Raw genomic sequence first — 20,765 nt, forward strand, 5'->3', positions numbered from 1 at the left:
GCGGTATCGAGATGCAATGAGCTCTAAGCACAGTAAATAAGCGAATAATTACCATTCATTTGCAAAAGAGGAGCTTTTTTTGAATTCATACGTTTTTTTCTTCTCTTTCATTGAAAACGCTATTATAATTGACTTATGAACACAATAATGAATCAAGTTCTTCAAGAGAACTCAATAGGAACATGGAAATTAGTAGATGATCAATTATATGGGGATGATTGTTTCTTCGATTTGATTGGCGCATCAAAGAAACTGGATGCGCAAGAATGCTTAAAATTCCATTTATCACATGTACATCCTGAAGATCAAGAACAATTTAGTGAATATGTTAGAAAATTAAGCGAAGAAAGAACGGAAATTGTGTATCGTTTTCTACATCCTGAAAAGGGGGTTATGATGATTCGCTGTTCAGGTAAGAAAATGGAAGATGGTTCGATTGCCGGTATTCATCAAGATATAAGTGACATTGTACGTTTAGAAAAGGATAAGATTGTAGAAACGTATCTATCTGAAACAAATGAGAAATTACGTAATCAAAATGTTGCTCAAAATGATTACTATAAAGAGATTCTAGATGAGTTACCATGTGGAGTATTCGCATATACAGTAAAGGAACATAGAATTGTTCATTTAAATAAAAGAGCTTTAAAGATATTTCATATAGACGATTTAGAAGATGTGCAAAGTAAGATGCGTTCAATCTTTAAAAAGTTTGAATATCCAGATCCAGCCACAAATGATTGCTTGATCGCATTAAGAACAAATGATGGCTCAGTTGACTTTGAAGTGATTATCAATCCTAAAGAATCTTATGAAGTACATGCACTCGCAAAGTCAAAAGTATTTAAATATCCAAATGGAGAACGTATTATTATTACAATATTTGTCGATATTTCAAACCTTGTAATGTTGAAACAATCTTTAGAACAAGCCAAAGAAGGAAGTGCCGCTAAAAGTGCATTCTTATTTAATATGTCGCACGATTTAAGAACACCATTAAATGCGATTATTGGCTTTAGTGAATTGATGAAAAGTCATTGGGAGGATTCAAAAGTTTCTAGAAACTATCTAGAAAAGATTGATGAATCCAGTCAATACTTACTTTCTTTGATCAATAATATTTTAGAAATGTCTAAAATAGAAAGTGGAAAAGAAGAATTGAAAGAAAAACCATGGGATATTTATACTTCTTGTGATAATCTTCTACAATTTTTTGAACCCGATATTCGTCAAAAGAATCAGACATTGAACTATGCGGTGAATATTAAACACAATATGATTTTAACGGACTCTTTAAAAATCAGAGAAATCTATGTGAATTTAATGAGTAATGCGATTAAATATACCAATGTAGGTGGCACGATTTCTTTTTCTTTAGAAGAAATTGAAAGAGAAGAAGGTTTATCCGACTATAAAGCAGTTGTTCAAGATACGGGTATCGGTATTTCTAAAGAATATTTACCACATATCTTTGAAAACTTCACAAGAGAAAAAACATCCAGTGAATCTGGTGTAATCGGTACAGGCTTGGGTATGCCAATCGTTAAAAAATTGGTGGATCTCATGCATGGAACTATAAGTATAGAGAGTGAAGAAGGTAAAGGAACAACCGTTGTTGTAAATCTTCCTCATCGCTATATCGTAGAGGAACAAGAAGTCAAAGAGGTGGATGACAAAGAAATTGATCTTACAGGAAAACACATTCTTCTTGTAGAAGACAATGATTTGAATGCTGAAATTGCCCAAACACTACTTGAAGATAAAGGTCTTAAAGTTATGCGTGCTAAAGATGGATTAGAAGCTATAACGATAGTGAAAGAAAATGCGGTGGATTGTTTCGACTGCATATTAATGGATATTCAAATGCCAAGAATGAATGGCTTTGAAGCCTGCAAAGTTATACGTTCTTTGCCAAATAATCGAAGCCAACTTCCTATCATTGCCCTTACGGCCAATGCCTTTGAAGAAGATCGTAAAGATTGTTTAGATGCAGGTATGAGTGAACATGTCGCAAAACCGATTGAAATCCAATCTTTACTACAAACAATTGAATCTGTACTAAAAAAATAGCGGCAATTGTCGCTATTTTAAATTTTCTAAGAATAAGAAGTCTTTAAATTTGATGTGTTGTACATTACTTGTCGAATAATCAATATCATCCATTGTGATGATGATTTTTTTATCAATTTGACTAACACCATTAAAAGCTTTAAATTCACGCTCATACGCTTTATCTTCTGCAACACTATATGCCACTTGGATATAATACTTTAGATTGTCTTTTTGAGCTAGAAAATCAATTTCCTTTCCCTTATTGTCATAGACGGTAAGACTATATCCCATATATATAAGCTCATTGTATATTATATTTTCTAGATTATGCGTTAAATCATAACGATTGTTTAATTTACGAATCGAATTTAACGAAACATCACAATTATAAATTTTTGTAGGATATTCCAATTCTGTTTTTGTTCTAGAAGAATATTGTTTGATGGGTTCAATAATATAAGCTTCTTCTAAATAGCCAATCCATTTCTTGACAGTATTTATACTGCATTTTGTGCCATGCGTATTCATATAATCACATATGGATTTTACGGAATAATTTCTTGCGTTTGATATTAAAATGAAATTAACAACCTTTTTAAAATCCTCAGATTTTCGAATTTTGTAGCGATTGATTATATCATTTGAAACAATGGTTTCATCTAAATCATTCAAGTATCTTTTTTGAGCTTCCAAAGAATCAAATTCAATTCGTTTAGGAAAGCCACCCCATACTAAATAATCCGTTAGAGAAATATCTTTATTTAATTCTTTTCCATATTCATATAATTCTCTATATACAAAAGGACGAATATGAAATGCGACATAGCGACCCGATAATTCTTTGGTGAATTCTCGAGATAATAATTTTGAATTGGATCCAGTAATAAATAACGAACAATTATGTTTTCTAAGTGTTTTACATGCGACAGACCAATTATCAATTGTTTGGATTTCATCTAAGAAAACATAGCACAATTCGTTTGTATCACGATTGTTGTCAATATAGTCTACAATGTCTTGCCATGTAGATAAATTAGATGTAACGGCACGATCTTCAAAATCAAGATAAATTATATTTGTTGAATTTTTTGAAATTTCAGTATTGATTTGTTCCAATATGATGGATTTTCCACATCTTCTTACACCCGTAATGATTTTAATTAAATCACTATCGTAAAACGGGCGAATTTCTGATAAATATTTCTCTCTAATTATCATATGCATATCCTCCTATTGAAATTATATTCAAAATTGTACAAAAATGTCAATGCTACTGAAAATAATGTCAATATTGTGCAGAAATGTCAATAGTAGTGAAAATAATGTTAAAAATCGTGCAAAATTGTCAATAGACTTATTTCTCTCTAAAAAGTAATTTTTAATGATATAATAAATGTACAAATATTTGTTCTCAAATACAGATTATAGATTTGAATATTATAAGAAAACGGAGGACAAATATGAAAACACCAAAAGAATATAGTGATAATCTTTCAAATCAAATTATCACCAAACAAATGTTAGTGGATTGTTTGTATAGTGTGAATAAACGAGCCAAAAACTATCGTGATAAAGAAAGAGAACAAAGAGCGTATTCTAGATGTCATCGCTATGTTGATAATTCAGCATTCATTGATGGAGCTAGAAAAAAGAAACTAGGGATGTATCGCATGAAAGATATGTTGTTGCAAATTTTGACACCCATTTGTATCCACAAAGAATTCATTGGCTATGAGACTGAAAGAATCTATAGTTATGAAGTAGAGGAGTACAAAAAGTATAAGAAACAATTCTATTATGAAGGGCAGTATATGGATGATGATTATTCCATTGTGCACTTTGGAGATGTTGAACTTAAGGATTAACCAATATATCACTATTACTTGTTCTATGATTTAGAATGTGGGCATACTTTTCATACACCTATTAAAGAAGAGGATTTAGAAAAGTATTCTTTACCGATTATAGAAATTAGTGAGTTAGAAACGACGGGCCATAAGGTCAATGATTTGGTAAGCTTACAGTTTGTACGAAAAGTCATTCAATTGATTGAAGAAAATATGTATATACTACAGTAAAAGCGCAGGAAATCCTACGCTTTGTTTATTTCTTCATGATTTCTACGATTGTCGTATCTACATCTTTCATTCCATGTTTAGAAAGATAAGCCATATTTTGAATACACTTTTCTGGACTGCTTGCCACAATACCATCACTATCCTTTACTGGAGCGTTGTTTAATGCGGCTTTTGCACAAATTAAAGCTGCAACTGTTCCAGTAGATACTTTTAGGCTACATCCCACTTTTCCGCCATCACAAATCATACCTGTAACTGTACCCGTCATATTTTTGATCGTATATCCAATCTGATCTTTATTTCCACCAAACATATAGACTAGGGCTGCACTACAAGCTGTACTACTTGCCATGACACAAGTACACATAGGGGATAATTTACTAATATAAGAATTGATATAGCGATTTAATAAGTGTCCTAAAGCTAAAGCCTTTAATTCTTTTTCTTTTGCGATATGTTCCTCTTCAGCAACAATATGAATTGGAAGAATGAGGGCAATACCCTTAGTACCTGCACCTGAACTGGACATCGTACTTAATGGACATCCAGAAAGTCTAGCTTCTATGGCCGAAGTTAGTATGGATATAAGATTTGATGAAAAGGAACTTGATAAAGGCAAGTTATGATCTTTGGCATAGTCAGCAAGTTCTAAATTCATCTTGACTCCATCATAAAGAAATTCAATATCATCAACATCAAGTTCATTGACTAAATCAACAATATCAGAAATTTTCATCTGTTTAAGACTTTGAATTAAACTGGATTGTGTATTTAAAGTGTTTTCATTATTCTTAGAAAGATAGATTACGTTTGTATGTTCATCCTTGATGATACAAGTACTCGTTTGATTTTGAGTATGAATTGTACCCTTCACAAAAAGTCCTGTTTGACTTGAATCTACATGTATTTGTGTATCTTTAAATTTGTACACTTTATTTTTAATTTCATCATCAATATCTTCAAACAGTTTTAAACCCTTCTCTGGATTCTTTAAAAAAGCACCAAGTGTTGCTGCATACTTTAATCCCACATCCTCAAAATTAGGTATACCGGCTGACATTCCATTTTTAAAGATTCCAATATTCACATCACATTCAATAGAAAGGATTTCTTCATCCAATACTTTTGAAGCATGTGCCAAACATAAGGCAACACATACAGGTTCTGTACAACCGAGTGCTGGTATTACATCTTGTTTTAATAATTGTATACATTCTAATTTGTTTAACATACGATCACCATACGTATTATACAACAACAAAAATTAACATTTAAACTTATAGTTTGTGTTATAATCTTGAGTTGGAAATATAACCGAGGTACAAAAAAGTGAAGAAGAAAACAATAGTCCCATTAACTGTATTTCTTGTAGGAATATGTCTTTTGGGCTTATTTACATATAATATAAATAGTCAAATTCAAAATAATCAGCGCACACTTGCACTTATGAATGCGAAAACGTATGGGCAACAAATAGAGGATGATTTAGAAAATGGAGTTGGCATCACAAATTCTTTAGAACAAGTTTTAATCAATTCAGATGGACAGATTCATGATTTTTCTAAAATCGCAAAATACATGATGACAAGTTCTATACACAGTGTGCAACTTGCACCCAATGGAGTTGTCTCAGAAATTTATCCGGATAAAGGAAATGAAGCGGGTAAAATTGATTTATTAAATGATTCAAATCGAAGTGAAATTTCAAATTACGCAAAAAAATATCATACAACCATTATCCAAGGTCCTTTTGAGTTGAAACAAGGTGGTTCCGGCATTGCGGTTCGAAATCCAGTTTATTTAGAAGATGAAAATGGACAAGAATATTTTTGGGGCTTTACAATTGTGGTTATTCGTGTGCCAAAAGTGTTTGAGGATTCTACAAATGCCTTATCTAAATTTAGGTATACGTATAGACTTTCAAAACAAGAAAGTCCTTGGAATAAAAAATATAAAGAAGTCTATGCCTCTACGGACAAAATGATTCAACCAGAATCGTATGACTTTATTGTGGGTCAAGAAAAATGGAAATTAGAAGTAATGCCAAAAGATGGATGGAATCATACGAAAGAAGTATCCTTAGTTTTAGTTTGTGGAATGATTATTGTTCTACTTCTTACTATTCTTACAAAAGTTTTATTACTTCTAGATGAAAGAAGAATCGAATTAAAAGAACTAGCCCATAAAGATGGACTGACTAAACTTTATAATCGGTATGGATTTGATGAGTTGGCAGATAAAATGATTTCAAAAAATCCTCAAGCACATTATGTAGCTGCTATGTTAGATGTGGATGATTTTAAGATTGTGAATGATATGTATGGACATGCCTATGGAGATAGAGCTTTAATAAGTCTAGCCAAAAGTATGCAGGAATTCTTTCCAACCACTGCTCTTCTAGGAAGAAATGGTGGAGATGAATTCTGTATTCTTTTACCGAATGAATATAAGGAATTGTTGATTGAATTCACAAAACTACCGAAAACATTCACTTACCATGGACAAATATATTCCTTTTGTATATCACTTGGATATGCAGAATATCCAGATAATGCTTCAGAACGCTCTCAACTCATGCGTTGTGCCGATGCAGCTCTTTATGAAGTAAAACTTCATGGTAAAAATGGATGTATGGCCTATAAAGAAGGATTTCAATATGGAGTTCGTAAACAACTTGGATTTGTATTAAATGACATATCTGAAAATTTACCTGGAGCCTTTATGATATATAAGGCTGATAAATCGGATGATGAAATCTTCTATGCCAATAAAGAATTCTTGGATATGGCTGGATATGAAAATTTAGATGCATTATTTAAAGGCACAAATAAAAGTTTCCGCAATTTGATTCGTGAAGATCAACAAGAATTGGTAGAAACTAGTATTTGGCATCAAATTGAAAGTGGAAGTAGTGATGATTATATCCATTACAGTTTACGTAAAGCCGATGGAACCTATATTTTAGTACTTGATCAAGGAAGAATTGTGGAAAGCGAACATTTCGGCCGAGTGTTCTACGTTTTATTCATGGATTGTCAAGCTATGCAGGAGCATTATGGTACAAAATTTGACGAAAAAGATGCGTGATGGTTTATAATAGGATCATGAATAATAAAAATATAGTTTATCGAATCCTAATTCTTTTTGTGTTGGTATCACTCGTGACAAATATGGCGTGTTTATTTATCCGAAATAGTGTAATTACGCAAGAAAAATTAAAGGCTGAATATACAGTAAAATCAACCATTGATCGTGTTGAAACAAAATTAGAGACATATATTGAAAAAGTGCAATTTTTAAAGAAAACAATCGAATCGGGCATTGAATTAAACGATGCCTATTTTCAATCAATCGCATCTAGATTATATGGAGATGATCCTGCCATTAAAACAATTGAACTAGCTCCAAATGGTGTGATTCAAAATGTATATCCACTTAAGGAAAATGAAAAAGTAATTGGCATGAATATGTTGAGGGAGCGTGATCGTAAACAGGCAGCTACTTTGGCAAAAGATACAAAGAAATATACTCTAGAAGGTCCTTATAATCTTAAACAAGGTGGAAAAGGTGCCCTATTATATGATCCTATCTATGTGAATGATGAATTTTGGGGATTTTCCATTCTAGTTATTGACTGGGATGTTTTCTTAGATGAAATTCACTTAAGTGATTTAGAAAAAGCATCCTATGATTTTGTGGTTTGGAAAAAGGATCGTAATACAAATGAAAAGATCATTGTTTCAAAAAGTACAAACGACATAGATTCAAATACATTATTGATAAAGTGTAAACTTCCAAATAATAAGTGGAATTTTGAAATTGTTCCAAAACAAGGCTGGATCAATCAATATCTAATGATAAGTTTAGTTGTCGCAAGTATCTTAATCGATTTTCTTGTGACGGCAGCCATTGCTCAATTTGAGATTCGACATCGAAAAGATTTAGAATATGCAAGTCAAATTGAATTACAGGCAAAAAAAGCTCAAGAAGCAAGTGCATCTAAATCTCGTTTCTTATTTAGTATGTCACACGACATTCGTACACCCATGAATGCGATCATGGGATATACAGAATTAATGGAAAAGAATATTGGAAATACAGAAAAAGAAAAAGACTATCTATCCAAGATTCGTTCTTCGAATAAATTCCTTTTGGATTTAATTAACTCCATTTTAGAAATGGCTCGCATTGAAAGTGGTAAAGAAACATTGAATATAAAAGCATGTAATATATTTGAGATTATTGAATCTTTGAATTCTGTATTTGAAAAATTAGCTCATGAAAAAGGATTAGAGTATCAATGTACGACAAATATTCAACATCCATATATTTATTGTGATTCAATTAAGCTTGAAGAAATATTGTTGAACATTGTAGGAAACTCCATTAAATATACGGATAAAGGTATGGTTTTGATTCGTTTGGAAGAAGTAGAATCCGGAGCTTTTCAATGCATGATTCAAGATACAGGTATTGGAATGAGTGAAGAATATCTTCCACATGCCTTTGAAGATTTTTCAAGAGAAAAATCAGGTGCACAAACGAGTGTAAAAGGTACAGGACTTGGTTTATCAATTGTGAAATCTTTGGTTGAATTAATGCATGGTACAATTGAAATTTCAAGTCAAGTTAATCAAGGAACAACAACTCGAATAGAATTTCATTTTGAAATAGCTAGTGAAAATGAATTAGAGAATAAACAAGAAACGAATATTATAGACTTTAAAGGAAAACACGTCTTACTTGCAGAAGATAATGATTTAAACGCAGAAATTGCCATGACACTCTTATCTGACTATGGTTTTATATTAGATCACGTAAATGATGGGATTGCGTGTGTTAAAAAAGTTAAAGAAAATAAGTATGATCTTATTTTAATGGATATTCAGATGCCAAATATGGATGGTTATCAAGCCACTCAAGAAATCCGTAAATTTAGCGACATTCCAATTGTTGCGATGAGTGCCAATGCCTTTGAAGAGGATAAACAAAAAGCTTTATCCATAGGAATGAATGGCTATATCGCAAAACCAATTGATATGGATAATGTACTTATAACACTATCTAAAGTTTTAGTATTTAAATGTCCAGTTTGTGGAAAATATACGTTTAAATCGGGTCCAGGAAGCTATGAAATATGTCCAATCTGTGGATGGGAAGATGATAAAAGTCAATATCATGATCCTACACTAACTGGTGGAGCGAATAAATTAAGCTTAAAGGAGTACAAAGAACAATATGAAAAGAATCATCAATAAATATCTACTTTTATTCCTTTGTATATTCTCACTTGTGCTTCCAACAGGATGCGATAAACAAGTTGTCGTTGATTATCAAGAATATCATTTCCGAAATGAGAACTTATTAGAGTCTCACTATGAAAAACATGGTATAGAAATGGGATTTTCATCCAGTGAAGAATATGAATCGAGTGCCAGTGATGTAGTGAATGATCCAGAATCCTTGTACAAAACGGAAAAGGAAGATGGAGATGATGTATATTATAAAGAGGATACCAATGAATTTGTGGTTGTATCCAACGATGGATATATTCGTACGTATTTCAATCCGGATGCGGGTAAGAAATATTTTGATCGGCAATAAGAAAAGACCGAATGTCAGATTAAAATCTGAATATTCGGTCTTTTTGATTCATTAAGCTAAAACTTTTTCTGGCTGTTTATAGATACTCTTATTTAAAATACGCACTAAAACAGGAATGATAATCAATTGAATAATGATTCCTGGAAGGCAAGTAATAAAGCTTGCACTCATAAATACAGATAATGTATAGCCTTGTGTACTAAGAATAAATGTGTTAACTAGACCATTCATAATTCTTCCTGCAAGCATCGCAATAATTAAGCTTACATATAGTTTAGACATTTCATTCTTCATTGAAATATATTGTGTACATAAACCAGCTGCAAGGCCATAAACACCAAGTTCAATAATCATTTTAGGTAACATCATTGCAGGAGGCATACCTGTCATTACACTTGAAATGAAGGGTGTGATGATTCCACATGCCAAACCATATGGCCATCCACAAAATAATCCGCAAATCAACACAGGAATGTGCATTGGTAAAAATATGCTTCCAGCATTTGGAATCACATGAAATGCCATAGGAAGTAATACGCCTAAGGCAATGCATAAAGCACAAGATACTAATTTTTTGGTGATACTATTCATCATTAAATACCTCTTCTTCTAAAAAATATTTGGTAAAGATATATGGACATATCAAGATTTAACATTGTATATATTGTTTGAAATAATCGATATCAAGAATTAATATTTTTTGATTCACAATCTTAATGACGCCTTCCTCTTTTAACTTACAAAGAATTCGACTCACACTGTTTCGAGTGGAAATTCCACAAAATCCTGCAATATCGTCATTTGTGATTTGAAAATCAATAAGCATACCTGCTTCTACTTTACGACCAAACAATGGAATTAACTGATATAAGAAGGAGCATATCGCACCTGTTTTTCCATTCATCATCATAATTTGTTGGCGAAAAATAGCTTCCGTTAATTTTTCTCGATAATATGCATTGACATAGTCTTGTAGTTTTTGATCTTGATTGACATACCTCCAAAATAATACTCTAGGAATTCTATAGAATGTGGCCACATCGCTTTCAACACGAACATTAAATGGAGCGGATGTATATTGACTTACTTCATCTTTTAATAAAGAAATAATATCTGGTGTATTGATATAAGAAATGTTAAATTCACGACCATCATGCAGAATGATACTTGTCTTAATTACACCTTCTTTTAACACATAGGTATCTTGTTGTTCAAGCCCATAATATGCCAAATAAGTGTGCCTCTTTTTCTGAATGGTAGGCACATTTTTTTCTTCTAAAAAATTGAGTAAATACGCATTGTCCATATTCAATTCTCCTTTACCAGTTCCGAATTATAACAATACTCCAAAATTTGCGAAACAACAAATGTTAACATTAAATGAGGTTCCGCAATTTTTTAATTCGGATTATATTAATTTGGAAAAAAAAGGAGAGATAAAAATGTTTGAAATGAATGTGCCTTATGATAAAGGTCAAATGAAAATCAAATTAGAAGATAAAAATCTAGCAGGTGTTCTTGAAGGAAGACAAAGTGATTATAAAACTACACTTTCTGAAAATGAAATTGTGGAACAATCGTTAAACAATCCAATTGGATCTAAAAGTTTAGAAGAGCTTGCTAAGGGAAAGAAAAATATTGTCATTATTAGCTCAGACCATACGCGTCCTGTACCTTCAAAAATTATTACACCCATTCTTTTAAGAAGAATTCGCAGTGTATCACCCGATGCACGTATTCGTATTTTAGTTGCGACTGGATTCCATAGAGAAAGTACACATGAAGAGCTTGTAGCTAAATATGGAGAAGAAATCGTTAAAAATGAAGAAATCGTTATGCACGTATCAACAGATGATTCTTCTATGGTAAAAATTGGACAATTACCAAGCGGAGGCGACTGCATTATTAATAAAGTAGCTGCCGAAGCTGATCTATTGATTTCTGAAGGATTTATTGAAGCCCACTTCTTTGCAGGATTCTCTGGAGGAAGAAAATCTGTGTTGCCTGGTATCGCATCTTATAAAACGATCATGGCAAATCACAGTGGTGAATTTATCAATGATAAAATGTCTCGTCCAGGAAATTTGCAGCACAATCTAGTTCATGAAGATATGGTATATGCAGCAAGAACGGCAAAACTAGCCTTCATTGTCAATGTTGTATTAAATGGAAATCATGAAATTATTGGCTCATTTGCAGGAGATATGGAAAAAGCTCATGAAAAAGGTTGTGATTTTGTTCGTTCTTTGGCAAGTGTAAATAAAGTCAATTGCGATATCGCAATCAGTACGAATGGTGGATATCCTTTGGATCAAAATATTTATCAAGCCATTAAAGGTATGACAGCTGCTGAAGCTACATTAAATCCAGATGGCATTATCATTATGATTGCAGGATGTCGTGATGGACATGGAGGAATTGGATTCTACCACAATATTGCGGATGTAAAAGATCCAGAAGAATTTGAACAAAAAGCCATTCATACACCTCGCTTAGAAACAGTGCCAGATCAATGGACATCGCAAATCTGTGCACGTATTCTAGCTCATCACAAAGTGATTTTGGTTTCGGATTTAGTAGATCCTCAACTAGTAAAAGATATGCATATGGATCTAGCTACAACTGTAGATGAAGCTTTAGAAAAAGCATTTGAAATAAAAGGTAAAGATGCCAAAGTTGCCGTCATTCCTGATGGCTTGGGTGTCGTTGTAAATATGTAAGGAAGGAAATTTGAATTTATGTTACACAATTTAATTGCGGAATTTTTATCAACAGGATTAATGATTTTATTTGGTGTGGGAGTACATTGCGATGAAGTTTTGACGAACACAAAATATCACGGAAGTGGACACATCTTTGCGATTACGACATGGGCCTTTGGCATCAGTGTATGTCTATATATTTTTGGTGGAGTTTGTATGAATCCTGCCATGGTGCTTGCCCAATGTGCTTTAGGTATGCTTTCATGGACATGCTTTATTCCATACAGCATTGCCGAATTTTTAGGCGCAGTCGTAGCAGCTATGATTTGTTACGTCATGTATAAAGATCATTTCACAGAAAGCGAAGGAAATGTAAATCCAATTGCCATTCGTAATATTTTCTCTACGAATCCAAATTGTAGAAATCTACCACGAAACTTTTTGGTCGAAACCATTGCCACTACAATTTTCTTGAGTGCTATTTTAGCAGTTGCCACAAAATATGAAACACAATTACCAATTGGTGTTGGACTAATTGTTTGGGCTGTTGGTATGGGTCTTGGTGGAACAACAGGTTTTGCGATGAATCAAGCTCGTGATTTAGGGCCTCGTTTGGCATTCCAATTATTACCAATTAAAAATAAAGCCAATAATGATTGGCAATATGGACTATTAGTTCCTGGAATTGCTCCTTTTGTAGGTGCATTACTTGCAGCTTTATTCTGCCATTTATTTTTAGGTATTTAATATTAGAAAAGACAGGTATTCAACTGAATATCTGTCTTATTTTATATTTTCTTTTGTGTTTTTAAATCATATAGCGCAATAGCTAAACAGAATGTTTCTGAAATAGTACAACTGATCCAGATCCCATTTTCTTTAAATAGTGTTGTACAAATAAATAGAGACAATAAGACAAGAAGAATACCACGAGAAATGGATAGTACAAAAGCTTTTCTTGGCTCTTCTAAAGCAACCATATAACCACTTGTGATGACGACATGTCCCATAATCAAAAAGACAAAGCTAAATTGACGTAGAGCTGTAATCGTACTAAAGTAATTGGCTGTATCTTTTGGGATAAAGGACGAAGTAATAGCTGGCGCAAAAATTTCGACAACTAAGAACAATAAAACACCAGCACAAGATACTAATACACGTGCATATTTATGCAAGGTAGAAACAGCTTTTTTATCTTTTCGACCATAATAGTAACTCACTAATGGCTGTGTTCCCTGACTTGTTCCAACCATCACCATCAACACTAAGTTATAGATATACATAAGTACGGTAAAAGTCACGAGTCCATTTGTTCCAAGTAATTGATTGATACGATAGTTAAATACTGTAATCATAATGCCAGGAGAAATTTCAGAAATACAATCTGGCAATCCTAATGCAAGAATACGGGAATATTCATGCCAAGGATAGCTTGCCTTCACAAAATGGAAATGCGATTTATGACTAAACGCAAAATGATAAAAGAAGAAGCAGAAAGTCACAAGTTGTGATAAACCAGTCGCTAAGGCAGCACCTGCAATTCCCATATTCAAAGGTCCCATAAATAAAGGGTCAAGAAGTAAGTTTGTGCCAGCACCTAGACAAATACCCATAATGGATTTTTGAGGAAAGCCATCGGCCTTTAATAAAACTTCAAAGCAATAAGATACAATATAGAAGAAGGAGAAGCACGATAATACTTTGATGTAGGTATCTGCATAATCAAATACATCTGAGTTTGCACCTAGAAATTCTGTAATATGATGCGAATTTATAAAAGACAAAACCGCAATACATAGAGCTACACAAGAAATCGTTATAGTGTTCATTGTGAATACTTCATGCATATTTCTTTCTTCACTTGCACCACGATAGATGGACATTACCGTACTTGATCCAATCGCAAATAAGACTCCAATCGAGAAAATCGTTGTGACATATGGACTTGCCACGTTTATAGAAGCTAATGCCGTATCGCCTTCATAGTGAGCCACAAATATACCGTCCACTAATGTATATAGATTGAAGATCACCATCGAACATATAGAGGGTATGACAAACTTAAGATATTGTTTCAACATAAAATCACCAATGTTAGTGTAAACCTTGGTATAATACTAAGGTCAAGGGTGGTCGTATGAAAAAATATTATAAAATCAATGAAATCGCAAAATTATACAATATTAAGACAGATTCACTTAGATATTATGAAGAAGTAGGCTTAATTCATCCTCTTCGTTCGAAATCAAATTATCGATTATATACACTGAATGATATTTATATTTTAAATATTATTCGTGACTGTTTAAAACTTGGATATGATACTTCTCAAATAAAGGAATATTTGGATAATCGCAGTGTAAATAATACGATTGCGTTTTTAAAGGAAGAAGAAAGATTGATCCAAAAACAGATTCAAGAATTAAATAAAACACTTCATTCGATTCAAACACGCATTGAATCTTTAGATTATACAAAACATATTGAGTTTAATACATGTGAAATTCAATCTTATCCCAAAAGATATTGTCGGTATTTAAAAGAAAAAATTGATCAAGATGAAAAAATCGATTTCTTATTGACGAAGCTGACTGAGTCGATGGAAGAAGATATTTCTGTATTAGGAAACATGGATTCAGGTAGTATTGTAGAATATAAAAATGATGAATATGTCTATACAAGTGTGTTTGTATTAACACAAGAAGAAAAGTATGATTTTATTCTCGATTCAGGTCTGTATTGTACGTATACATACACAGGGGATTATGATCGAACGAATCAATTGTTTTATAAAATGAAAGATTGGATCCAAGAACACGATTATACAATAGAAGGTCCTTTCTTAGAATTTTTATTGATTGATATTCATGAAACAAAAAAAGTGGAGGAGTATATTACCTCCATCCACGTTAAGGTTAAACCAAGATGATAAATCCAGATTCAATCGGTTTATATTCTTCGACATCCATTGAATCATAGTATAGATCTCCATTTGAGTCTAATACTAGAATTCGATGATTCTCACAAAGAGTTGGTAGAGTCTCTAATGTGTTGTTGATTCTATAAACCTTATTTTCGTTTTCAAACAATTGAGAATTATAGGAGTCTATATCATCTTCACAAATATAGGTATAGCTAGCACAATATAGCTTACCATCTACAAAATAAGGTTCAATACGATCTCTAGAACCATTACAAGGCGTATTTAAATAGCTTTTAGCATGTGCATCATCAACGACTTCAATTGGAAATTCAGATACTACCGGTTCGGATTTATTGCCATGTACAATCAATGATAGTGTATCTTCTGTCCTATTAAATTCTACGCTGCATAACATTTGGTTTGTGACAATATCATAATAAGTTGTATCACACACAATATATTTCTTATTTAATCGAGATTTCCAAACCGTATTTAATTCTTGTTTCTTGGCTTTTTGACTAAACGCAACTGTACGATTTCTCGTTGTCTTTAAAAGATAATCATTCTCAAAGAAGATTTGATTGCCTTTTTCATTGATCCATTTACCAGATTTATAATCCAACAAATCACTCATCATCCAGCCTTTTTCTGTTTTATCTTGCACAACCATACTTGATTTGATGGTTGTGATTTTTTGTAAGCCAAAGGCATGGGCATAAATGCCTGAATAGTCTGGATATGTATTTTGTTCTAAATACGTATTGAATAGGCGCATTAAAGTTATTGGTACTTCAAGTCCACAATCATGTGTTTCACTCAATGCCAATACGGCATTGTATTTTGGAACAATGATGAGTCTTGAACTAAAGAACATGCTGTTTCCACCTTTTGCCAGAACTCCATCACCAAAATCATAATCTGGATCGTGGTGTCTGACTAGATCCCAGCCTAAGCCAAAATCAATGGCACCTAGATCCGATTCTAGAAACGTAGTACCCCAGGATTTGGCCATTAAAGCTTTGGATTCTTCACTAATAATTGAATTGGGTTCTAGAAATAATTGTCCAAACTTACATAGATCGATCATAGAAGTGGTAATGCCACCAGCTCCTTGAATAGGGAAGTATTCTTTTGGCTTCTTACCTTCAGAAACTAAAGGATAATTGGAATTGATTGTATAGCTTGTGTTAGTGCTTTTTGCGCCAATCTTTTCTGTAATATATTTCTTTAAGACATCTTCATAATTCATATTTCGAACTTTTGAAACGACCATTTCTGCTAATGTGAAGCCATCATTACAATATGTACTATAGGTTCCTGGATCTGCTTTTAGAGTGCTTTTTGATAAATAGTTTAATACTTCAGAATAGTAGTCAAACTTAAAAGTTGTATTTACACTAAAATGTTTCCATTGCGTACCTGGAAGTCCACTTGAATGGTCTAAGCACATGCGTACTGTAATATCTTTATATCTTTCATCTTTCATTGTGAATTCAGGAAGAATATCGGCAACTTTATCTTCGAGTTGAATCAATCCTTCATCCACTAACTGCATGACACATACAGTGCAATAGATTTTAGATATCGAACAAACATTAAATGTACAATCCGTCGTGATGGGTTGATTGTTGATTTTATCAATAACACCAATCGCATCGGCACATACAATTTTTCCATCCTGCATGAATGCATAGCTGCAAGCTGTATAGTCTGGTTTTACCATAGCTTTTAATAATTGAGTAACTTGATTTTCCATATGATTTCTCCTTTAAAAGAAAACGAGTAGTTAGTCTGCAATGGCATCAATTAGAATGCTGTGATAGGCATTCACAATATCATCTACCGTTTCTTCAATATTCGCATTGTTGACAGCTACATAAGCTGCATATTTTTGGTACAATGGGTATCTTTCTTTATGCATTTGTTGAAGGGCTAGTTTAGAACTTGATAAAGGTCTATTTGGATCGGAACTAATTAATTTATCAACGTCTCGATCAATGAAGATCGTAATTCCGTTTAAACGTAAGAAGTCCATATTGACTTTATGTTTAATGGCACCACCACCTGTTGCGATGATTTTATTGTTCATCTTACTAGCTTCAATCGCAACTTCGGTTTCAATGGCTCTAAATCCAGCTTCTCCAGATTCCTGGAAGATTTCTGGAATGCTTTTTCCAGCTTTGGCAATGATCATGTCATCTAAGTCAAAGAATTCTTTTCCAAGCTTTTCTTCAAGCATTTTACCAATTGTGGTTTTTCCAGCACTAGGCATACCAATCAATACAATGTTACAACGATCTTTCAGCATTTCCTTTTTGATTTCATCAATGATGGAATCATCAAAAGACATGTTCTCGAAAATCTCAAATGTATATTTGGCTTGCGCAATCAACATTTCCAAACCAATCACACGCTTGATGTCAGCTTCTTGGGCTTCAAAACATAAACGCGTAAGAATTGGATTGTATACAACATCTAATACACATTCTAATTTATGGAACCAACTAACATCAATTGGTGCATTCGCAATATTAGGATACATACCTACTGGACTTGTGTTTACAACAATGTCCGCATCTAGATGCGATGTATACATTTCATCATAGCTAATGGCACCATGATCAGCACTTCTTGATACGATCACAATGTCTTTTGCGTTTTCGTGTTCGCAAACGGCTTTAACAGCAGCACAAGCACCACCGTTTCCGATGATCAATACTTTCTTGCCTTCCATATGTACGTTGTGTGCTTTAACCATATATAAGAATCCACCAAAATCTGTGTTGAATCCTTTTAATTTGCCATCCACATTGATGATGGTATTGACTGCACCAATGGCTTTGGCACTTTCATCCATTTCATCTAAGTAAGGAATGACATCCTTTTTATATGGAATAGTTACGTTGATTCCTTTGAAATCTTTCTTTTCCATAAATTCTTTGAACTCTTCTTTATTTAATTCTACCAATTGGTAGTCATAATCTTTTACGTTCTCTATTTTTGCGATTCTTGTCTGAATTTGTTTGGAGAAACTATGCCCCAAGTGCTCACCTATCAATCCGTATTTCATATCATTTCCTCTTTTCTAGAACATCCCTTTAAATGTTAAAAAAAGCATTTCGAATTAGAAATGCTTTTGTGTAACGCCCTGAAACTTAAAAATAACCATCATATACGTATGGCTTTTTTTCAGGGCTATTTAAAGTAAAAGTAATAATGTCTTGATGTGTTCATACGCATAGAATACACCATTTCATTGAAACTGGCAACTCTAAAATGAAAATGAATGTAAAAAGCAGAAAGTTGTTTCAAAAAAAGATGTGATACAATTTATCCGAAAGGAGCTAATTATGAATATTGGATTTATGGCTTGTATTGTACTATCTGTTTTGTTTCTAATTATAGGAATAATGTTTGCACTATTAAAAGAAAAAGGAGCTAAGTATGTTTCTGGTTTTAGTACATTAAATCATCCAGAAAAGTATGATAAGGCATATATTTCTTTAGATATGCGAAATCAATGTTTTACATATGCATTGATTCTGTTTCTAGGAGCTATTCTTTCTTGTTTCATATCCGATTATATCGCAATACCAATCTATATAATATGGGGTATTCTTTTCTTTAAATCTGTACATTTGGATGCTGAAAAGTCGTTTGAAAAGTATCTAATCAAGTAATTTAACGCAAAAACTTTACTTTTAACTTTTCCAAGTTAAATTGAAAATTTCTAAGTTAAAAGGATTGGGTATAAGTATTGACAGAAAGTTAGATAATATATATAAACGTTCTAAATTGAACGATTATGAGGAACTGCTTATGTTTCATGTAAAGAAAAGAACTCTTTTGTTGATAGCTGGAATTGTATGGTTGATTGCCGGATTTAATGTAGCACGATTAGGTGTGCTTTCCTATCGTGTAATCGAATCTAAATGGTATTTATATGTTTTAACAGTTGTTGTGTTCTCTATATTTGGAATGATGTTTTTCAAAATGAGCAAGAAACACACAAAACGAATAATGGGATATGAAGCAACACGTCCACTCTGGCATTTCTTTGATTTAAAAGCCTATATGATCATGGCTTGTATGGGGGTGGAGGAATTGGATTTAGAGCAGCTGGAATTTTCCCAGACATCTTTATCGCCTTCTTTTATTCAGGATTAGGTTGTGCATTAGCTTTAGCGGGTGTTACTTTCTTAAGAAATTATATTCAATATGAAAATTAAAGAAGAGATCGATTTTTGATCTCTTCTTTAATCAATATTGGAGTTTTGGACAATGAAATTACAGAAAGAATATACAGCAGGAGGTATATATCTGTTTTTCATGGTTGCATTATAAATGATACGTTTCTTTAAATGAAAATGGACAGAAGTCGTAGAGCTATGAATCCAGACAACTATAATGAGGATGGGACTATCAAAAAAGGAAAGAAGAAGTGGATCTTATTCAATTTAATGTGCTAAATGTAGTGCTTGTTTGTAGAGCTCACTGCTCTAACAGAAAGACAGGAATCCAAAGTTTGAAAATAATGTAAGATTGCTGCATAATGTTGTCAGTTAAGAATCCTCACTGCTTGTGGTGAGGAGTAGTCAGTTGATGCGTATACAAAAAATATGAATAAAGGAGAATAAAAAATGAATACAGTAACAATGAAAAATGTTGAATTTGGTGCAGGCGTACCAAAGATTTGTGTTCCTATTTGTGGAAAGAGTAAAGAAGATGTTTTAGAACAAGCTAAAATCATTCTTGATACACCAGCTGATATTATTGAATGGCGTATGGATTGGTTTGAACAAGTTGAAAATACTGCATCTGTAGTAGAAATGGCTAAAGAATTACGTGAAGTATTTAAAGAAACTCCAGTCTTAGTTACTTTCCGTTCTAAAAAAGAAGGTGGAGAATTAGAAGTGTCTACTGAATATTATGTAGAATTAAATTGTGCAGTTGCCAAAAGTGGTTATGTAGATGCAGTAGATGTTGAATTATATACAGGAGATAAGGAAGTTGAAACGATTGTAACGACAGCGCATGAAAATGGAGTAAAAGTCATTATGTCTAACCATGACTTCTTCAAGACTCCTTCAAAAGAAGAAATCATTTCTCGTTTGTGTGCTATGCAAGAAAAAGGTGCAGACATTCCTAAAATTGCGGTGATGCCTCAATCTAAAAAGGATGTATTGACATTATTATCAGCTACAAATGAAATGGCTGAAGAACATGCAGATCGTCCAATCATCACAATGTCTATGGCAGCTACAGGTGTTATTTCTCGTTTAGCTGGTGAAGTATTTGGTTCTTGTTTGACATTTGGTGCAGCTAAAAAGGCGAGTGCTCCAGGTCAAATGGGTGTCAATGAACTTAAAACTGTTCTTGAAACTTTACACAAAAGTTTATAATTTT

19 protein-coding genes are annotated in these 20,765 nt (G+C 32.9%); 12 read left to right on the forward strand and 7 right to left on the reverse strand.

What is annotated here, in order from left to right; translation table 11 throughout:
• The first annotated feature begins 147 nt into the window (after nt 1-147).
• On the forward strand, nt 148-2,070 hold the full coding sequence (locus Q0E86_RS00005; protein WP_295753930.1) for a response regulator: 1,923 nt from the start codon (nt 148-150) through the stop codon (nt 2,068-2,070).
• A 12-nt stretch (nt 2,071-2,082) separates the two neighbouring features.
• Here the strand turns inward: Q0E86_RS00005 and Q0E86_RS00010 are convergent, their stop codons facing one another.
• On the reverse strand, nt 2,083-3,270 hold the full coding sequence (locus Q0E86_RS00010) for an ATP-binding protein (RefSeq protein ID WP_295753931.1): 1,188 nt from the start codon (nt 3,268-3,270) through the stop codon (nt 2,083-2,085).
• A 242-nt stretch (nt 3,271-3,512) separates the two neighbouring features.
• On the opposite strand from Q0E86_RS00010, the gene Q0E86_RS00015 reads away from it, so the two are divergent.
• Both Q0E86_RS00015 and Q0E86_RS00020 read left to right on the forward strand, forming a co-directional pair.
• Nucleotides 3,513-3,917, forward strand: coding sequence for a hypothetical protein (locus Q0E86_RS00015; protein WP_295753932.1), 405 nt, complete (start codon nt 3,513-3,515; stop codon nt 3,915-3,917).
• An 18-nt stretch (nt 3,918-3,935) separates the two neighbouring features.
• Entirely contained in the window at nt 3,936-4,130 is a 195-nt protein-coding gene (locus tag Q0E86_RS00020; RefSeq protein ID WP_295753933.1) for a hypothetical protein, read from the forward strand.
• Nucleotides 4,131-4,155: 25 nt separating this feature from the next.
• Here Q0E86_RS00020 and Q0E86_RS00025 read toward each other — a convergent pair whose 3' ends face one another.
• Nucleotides 4,156-5,361, reverse strand: coding sequence for a serine dehydratase subunit alpha family protein (locus tag Q0E86_RS00025; protein WP_295753934.1), 1,206 nt, complete (start codon nt 5,359-5,361; stop codon nt 4,156-4,158).
• A gap of 98 nt (nt 5,362-5,459) precedes the next feature.
• Between Q0E86_RS00025 and Q0E86_RS00030 the strand changes: the two genes are divergently transcribed.
• The 3 genes from Q0E86_RS00030 to Q0E86_RS00040 all read left to right on the forward strand — a co-directional run bounded on the left by Q0E86_RS00030 (nt 5,460) and on the right by Q0E86_RS00040 (nt 9,734).
• Complete coding sequence (locus Q0E86_RS00030; protein WP_295753935.1) at nt 5,460-7,217, forward strand: diguanylate cyclase domain-containing protein; 1,758 nt, start codon at nt 5,460-5,462, stop codon at nt 7,215-7,217.
• A gap of 83 nt (nt 7,218-7,300) precedes the next feature.
• The gene (locus tag Q0E86_RS00035; protein WP_295754059.1) at nt 7,301-9,388 is read left to right on the forward strand and encodes a response regulator; all 2,088 of its coding nucleotides are present in this window, start codon (nt 7,301-7,303) and stop codon (nt 9,386-9,388) included.
• Nucleotides 9,369-9,734, forward strand: coding sequence for a hypothetical protein (locus Q0E86_RS00040; protein WP_295753936.1), 366 nt, complete (start codon nt 9,369-9,371; stop codon nt 9,732-9,734). The genes Q0E86_RS00035 and Q0E86_RS00040 overlap by 20 nt, the downstream gene beginning before the upstream one ends.
• 51 nt (nt 9,735-9,785) lie before the next feature.
• On the opposite strand, the gene Q0E86_RS00045 is transcribed toward Q0E86_RS00040, so the two are convergent.
• Nucleotides 9,786-10,328, reverse strand: coding sequence for an ECF transporter S component (locus tag Q0E86_RS00045; protein ID WP_295753937.1), 543 nt, complete (start codon nt 10,326-10,328; stop codon nt 9,786-9,788).
• Between the two features lie 55 nt (nt 10,329-10,383).
• Nucleotides 10,384-11,040 carry a Crp/Fnr family transcriptional regulator gene (locus Q0E86_RS00050; protein ID WP_295753938.1) on the reverse strand — a complete coding sequence of 219 codons (657 nt, stop codon included), beginning with the start codon at nt 11,038-11,040 and terminating at the stop codon, nt 10,384-10,386.
• A 136-nt stretch (nt 11,041-11,176) separates the two neighbouring features.
• Here Q0E86_RS00050 and larA point away from each other — a divergent pair, with 136 nt between their 5' ends.
• Together larA and larD are read left to right on the forward strand one after the other, a co-directional pair.
• Nucleotides 11,177-12,454 (forward strand): nickel-dependent lactate racemase, encoded by a 1,278-nt coding sequence (gene larA, locus Q0E86_RS00055; protein ID WP_295753939.1) that lies wholly within the window; start codon nt 11,177-11,179, stop codon nt 12,452-12,454.
• 18 nt (nt 12,455-12,472) lie between these two features.
• Nucleotides 12,473-13,183, forward strand: coding sequence for a D/L-lactic acid transporter LarD (gene larD / locus Q0E86_RS00060; RefSeq protein ID WP_295753940.1), 711 nt, complete (start codon nt 12,473-12,475; stop codon nt 13,181-13,183).
• A gap of 41 nt (nt 13,184-13,224) precedes the next feature.
• Here larD and Q0E86_RS00065 read toward each other — a convergent pair whose 3' ends face one another.
• A complete protein-coding gene (locus Q0E86_RS00065) occupies nt 13,225-14,517 on the reverse strand; it encodes an MATE family efflux transporter (protein ID WP_295753941.1) in 1,293 nt (430 codons plus the stop codon).
• Nucleotides 14,518-14,573: 56 nt separating this feature from the next.
• On the opposite strand from Q0E86_RS00065, the gene Q0E86_RS00070 reads away from it, so the two are divergent.
• Complete coding sequence (locus Q0E86_RS00070) at nt 14,574-15,365, forward strand: MerR family transcriptional regulator (RefSeq protein WP_295753943.1); 792 nt, start codon at nt 14,574-14,576, stop codon at nt 15,363-15,365.
• On the opposite strand, the gene Q0E86_RS00075 is transcribed toward Q0E86_RS00070, so the two are convergent.
• Both Q0E86_RS00075 and Q0E86_RS00080 read right to left on the reverse strand, forming a co-directional pair.
• Nucleotides 15,352-17,115: a serine hydrolase gene (locus Q0E86_RS00075; RefSeq protein ID WP_295753944.1), complete on the reverse strand. Its 1,764-nt coding sequence runs from the start codon at nt 17,113-17,115 to the stop codon at nt 15,352-15,354. The genes Q0E86_RS00070 and Q0E86_RS00075 overlap by 14 nt on opposite strands.
• Nucleotides 17,116-17,145: 30 nt before the next feature.
• Nucleotides 17,146-18,429: a shikimate kinase gene (locus Q0E86_RS00080; RefSeq protein WP_295753945.1), complete on the reverse strand. Its 1,284-nt coding sequence runs from the start codon at nt 18,427-18,429 to the stop codon at nt 17,146-17,148.
• Nucleotides 18,430-18,709: 280 nt separating this feature from the next.
• On the opposite strand from Q0E86_RS00080, the gene Q0E86_RS00085 reads away from it, so the two are divergent.
• The 3 genes from Q0E86_RS00085 (at nt 18,710) to aroD (ending at nt 20,761) form a co-directional block, all read left to right on the forward strand.
• Nucleotides 18,710-19,039 carry a DUF3784 domain-containing protein gene (locus tag Q0E86_RS00085; RefSeq protein ID WP_295753946.1) on the forward strand — a complete coding sequence of 110 codons (330 nt, stop codon included), beginning with the start codon at nt 18,710-18,712 and terminating at the stop codon, nt 19,037-19,039.
• A 139-nt stretch (nt 19,040-19,178) separates the two neighbouring features.
• Entirely contained in the window at nt 19,179-19,526 is a 348-nt protein-coding gene (locus Q0E86_RS00090) for a hypothetical protein (protein ID WP_295753947.1), read from the forward strand.
• Nucleotides 19,527-19,999: 473 nt separating this feature from the next.
• Nucleotides 20,000-20,761, forward strand: a complete 762-nt coding sequence (aroD, locus tag Q0E86_RS00095) for a type I 3-dehydroquinate dehydratase (RefSeq protein WP_295753948.1) — start codon at nt 20,000-20,002, stop codon at nt 20,759-20,761.
• Nucleotides 20,762-20,765 lie beyond the last annotated feature (4 nt).

Source organism: uncultured Holdemanella sp., assembly GCF_934754935.1.
GTDB lineage: Bacteria > Bacillota_I > Bacilli_A > Erysipelotrichales > Erysipelotrichaceae > Holdemanella.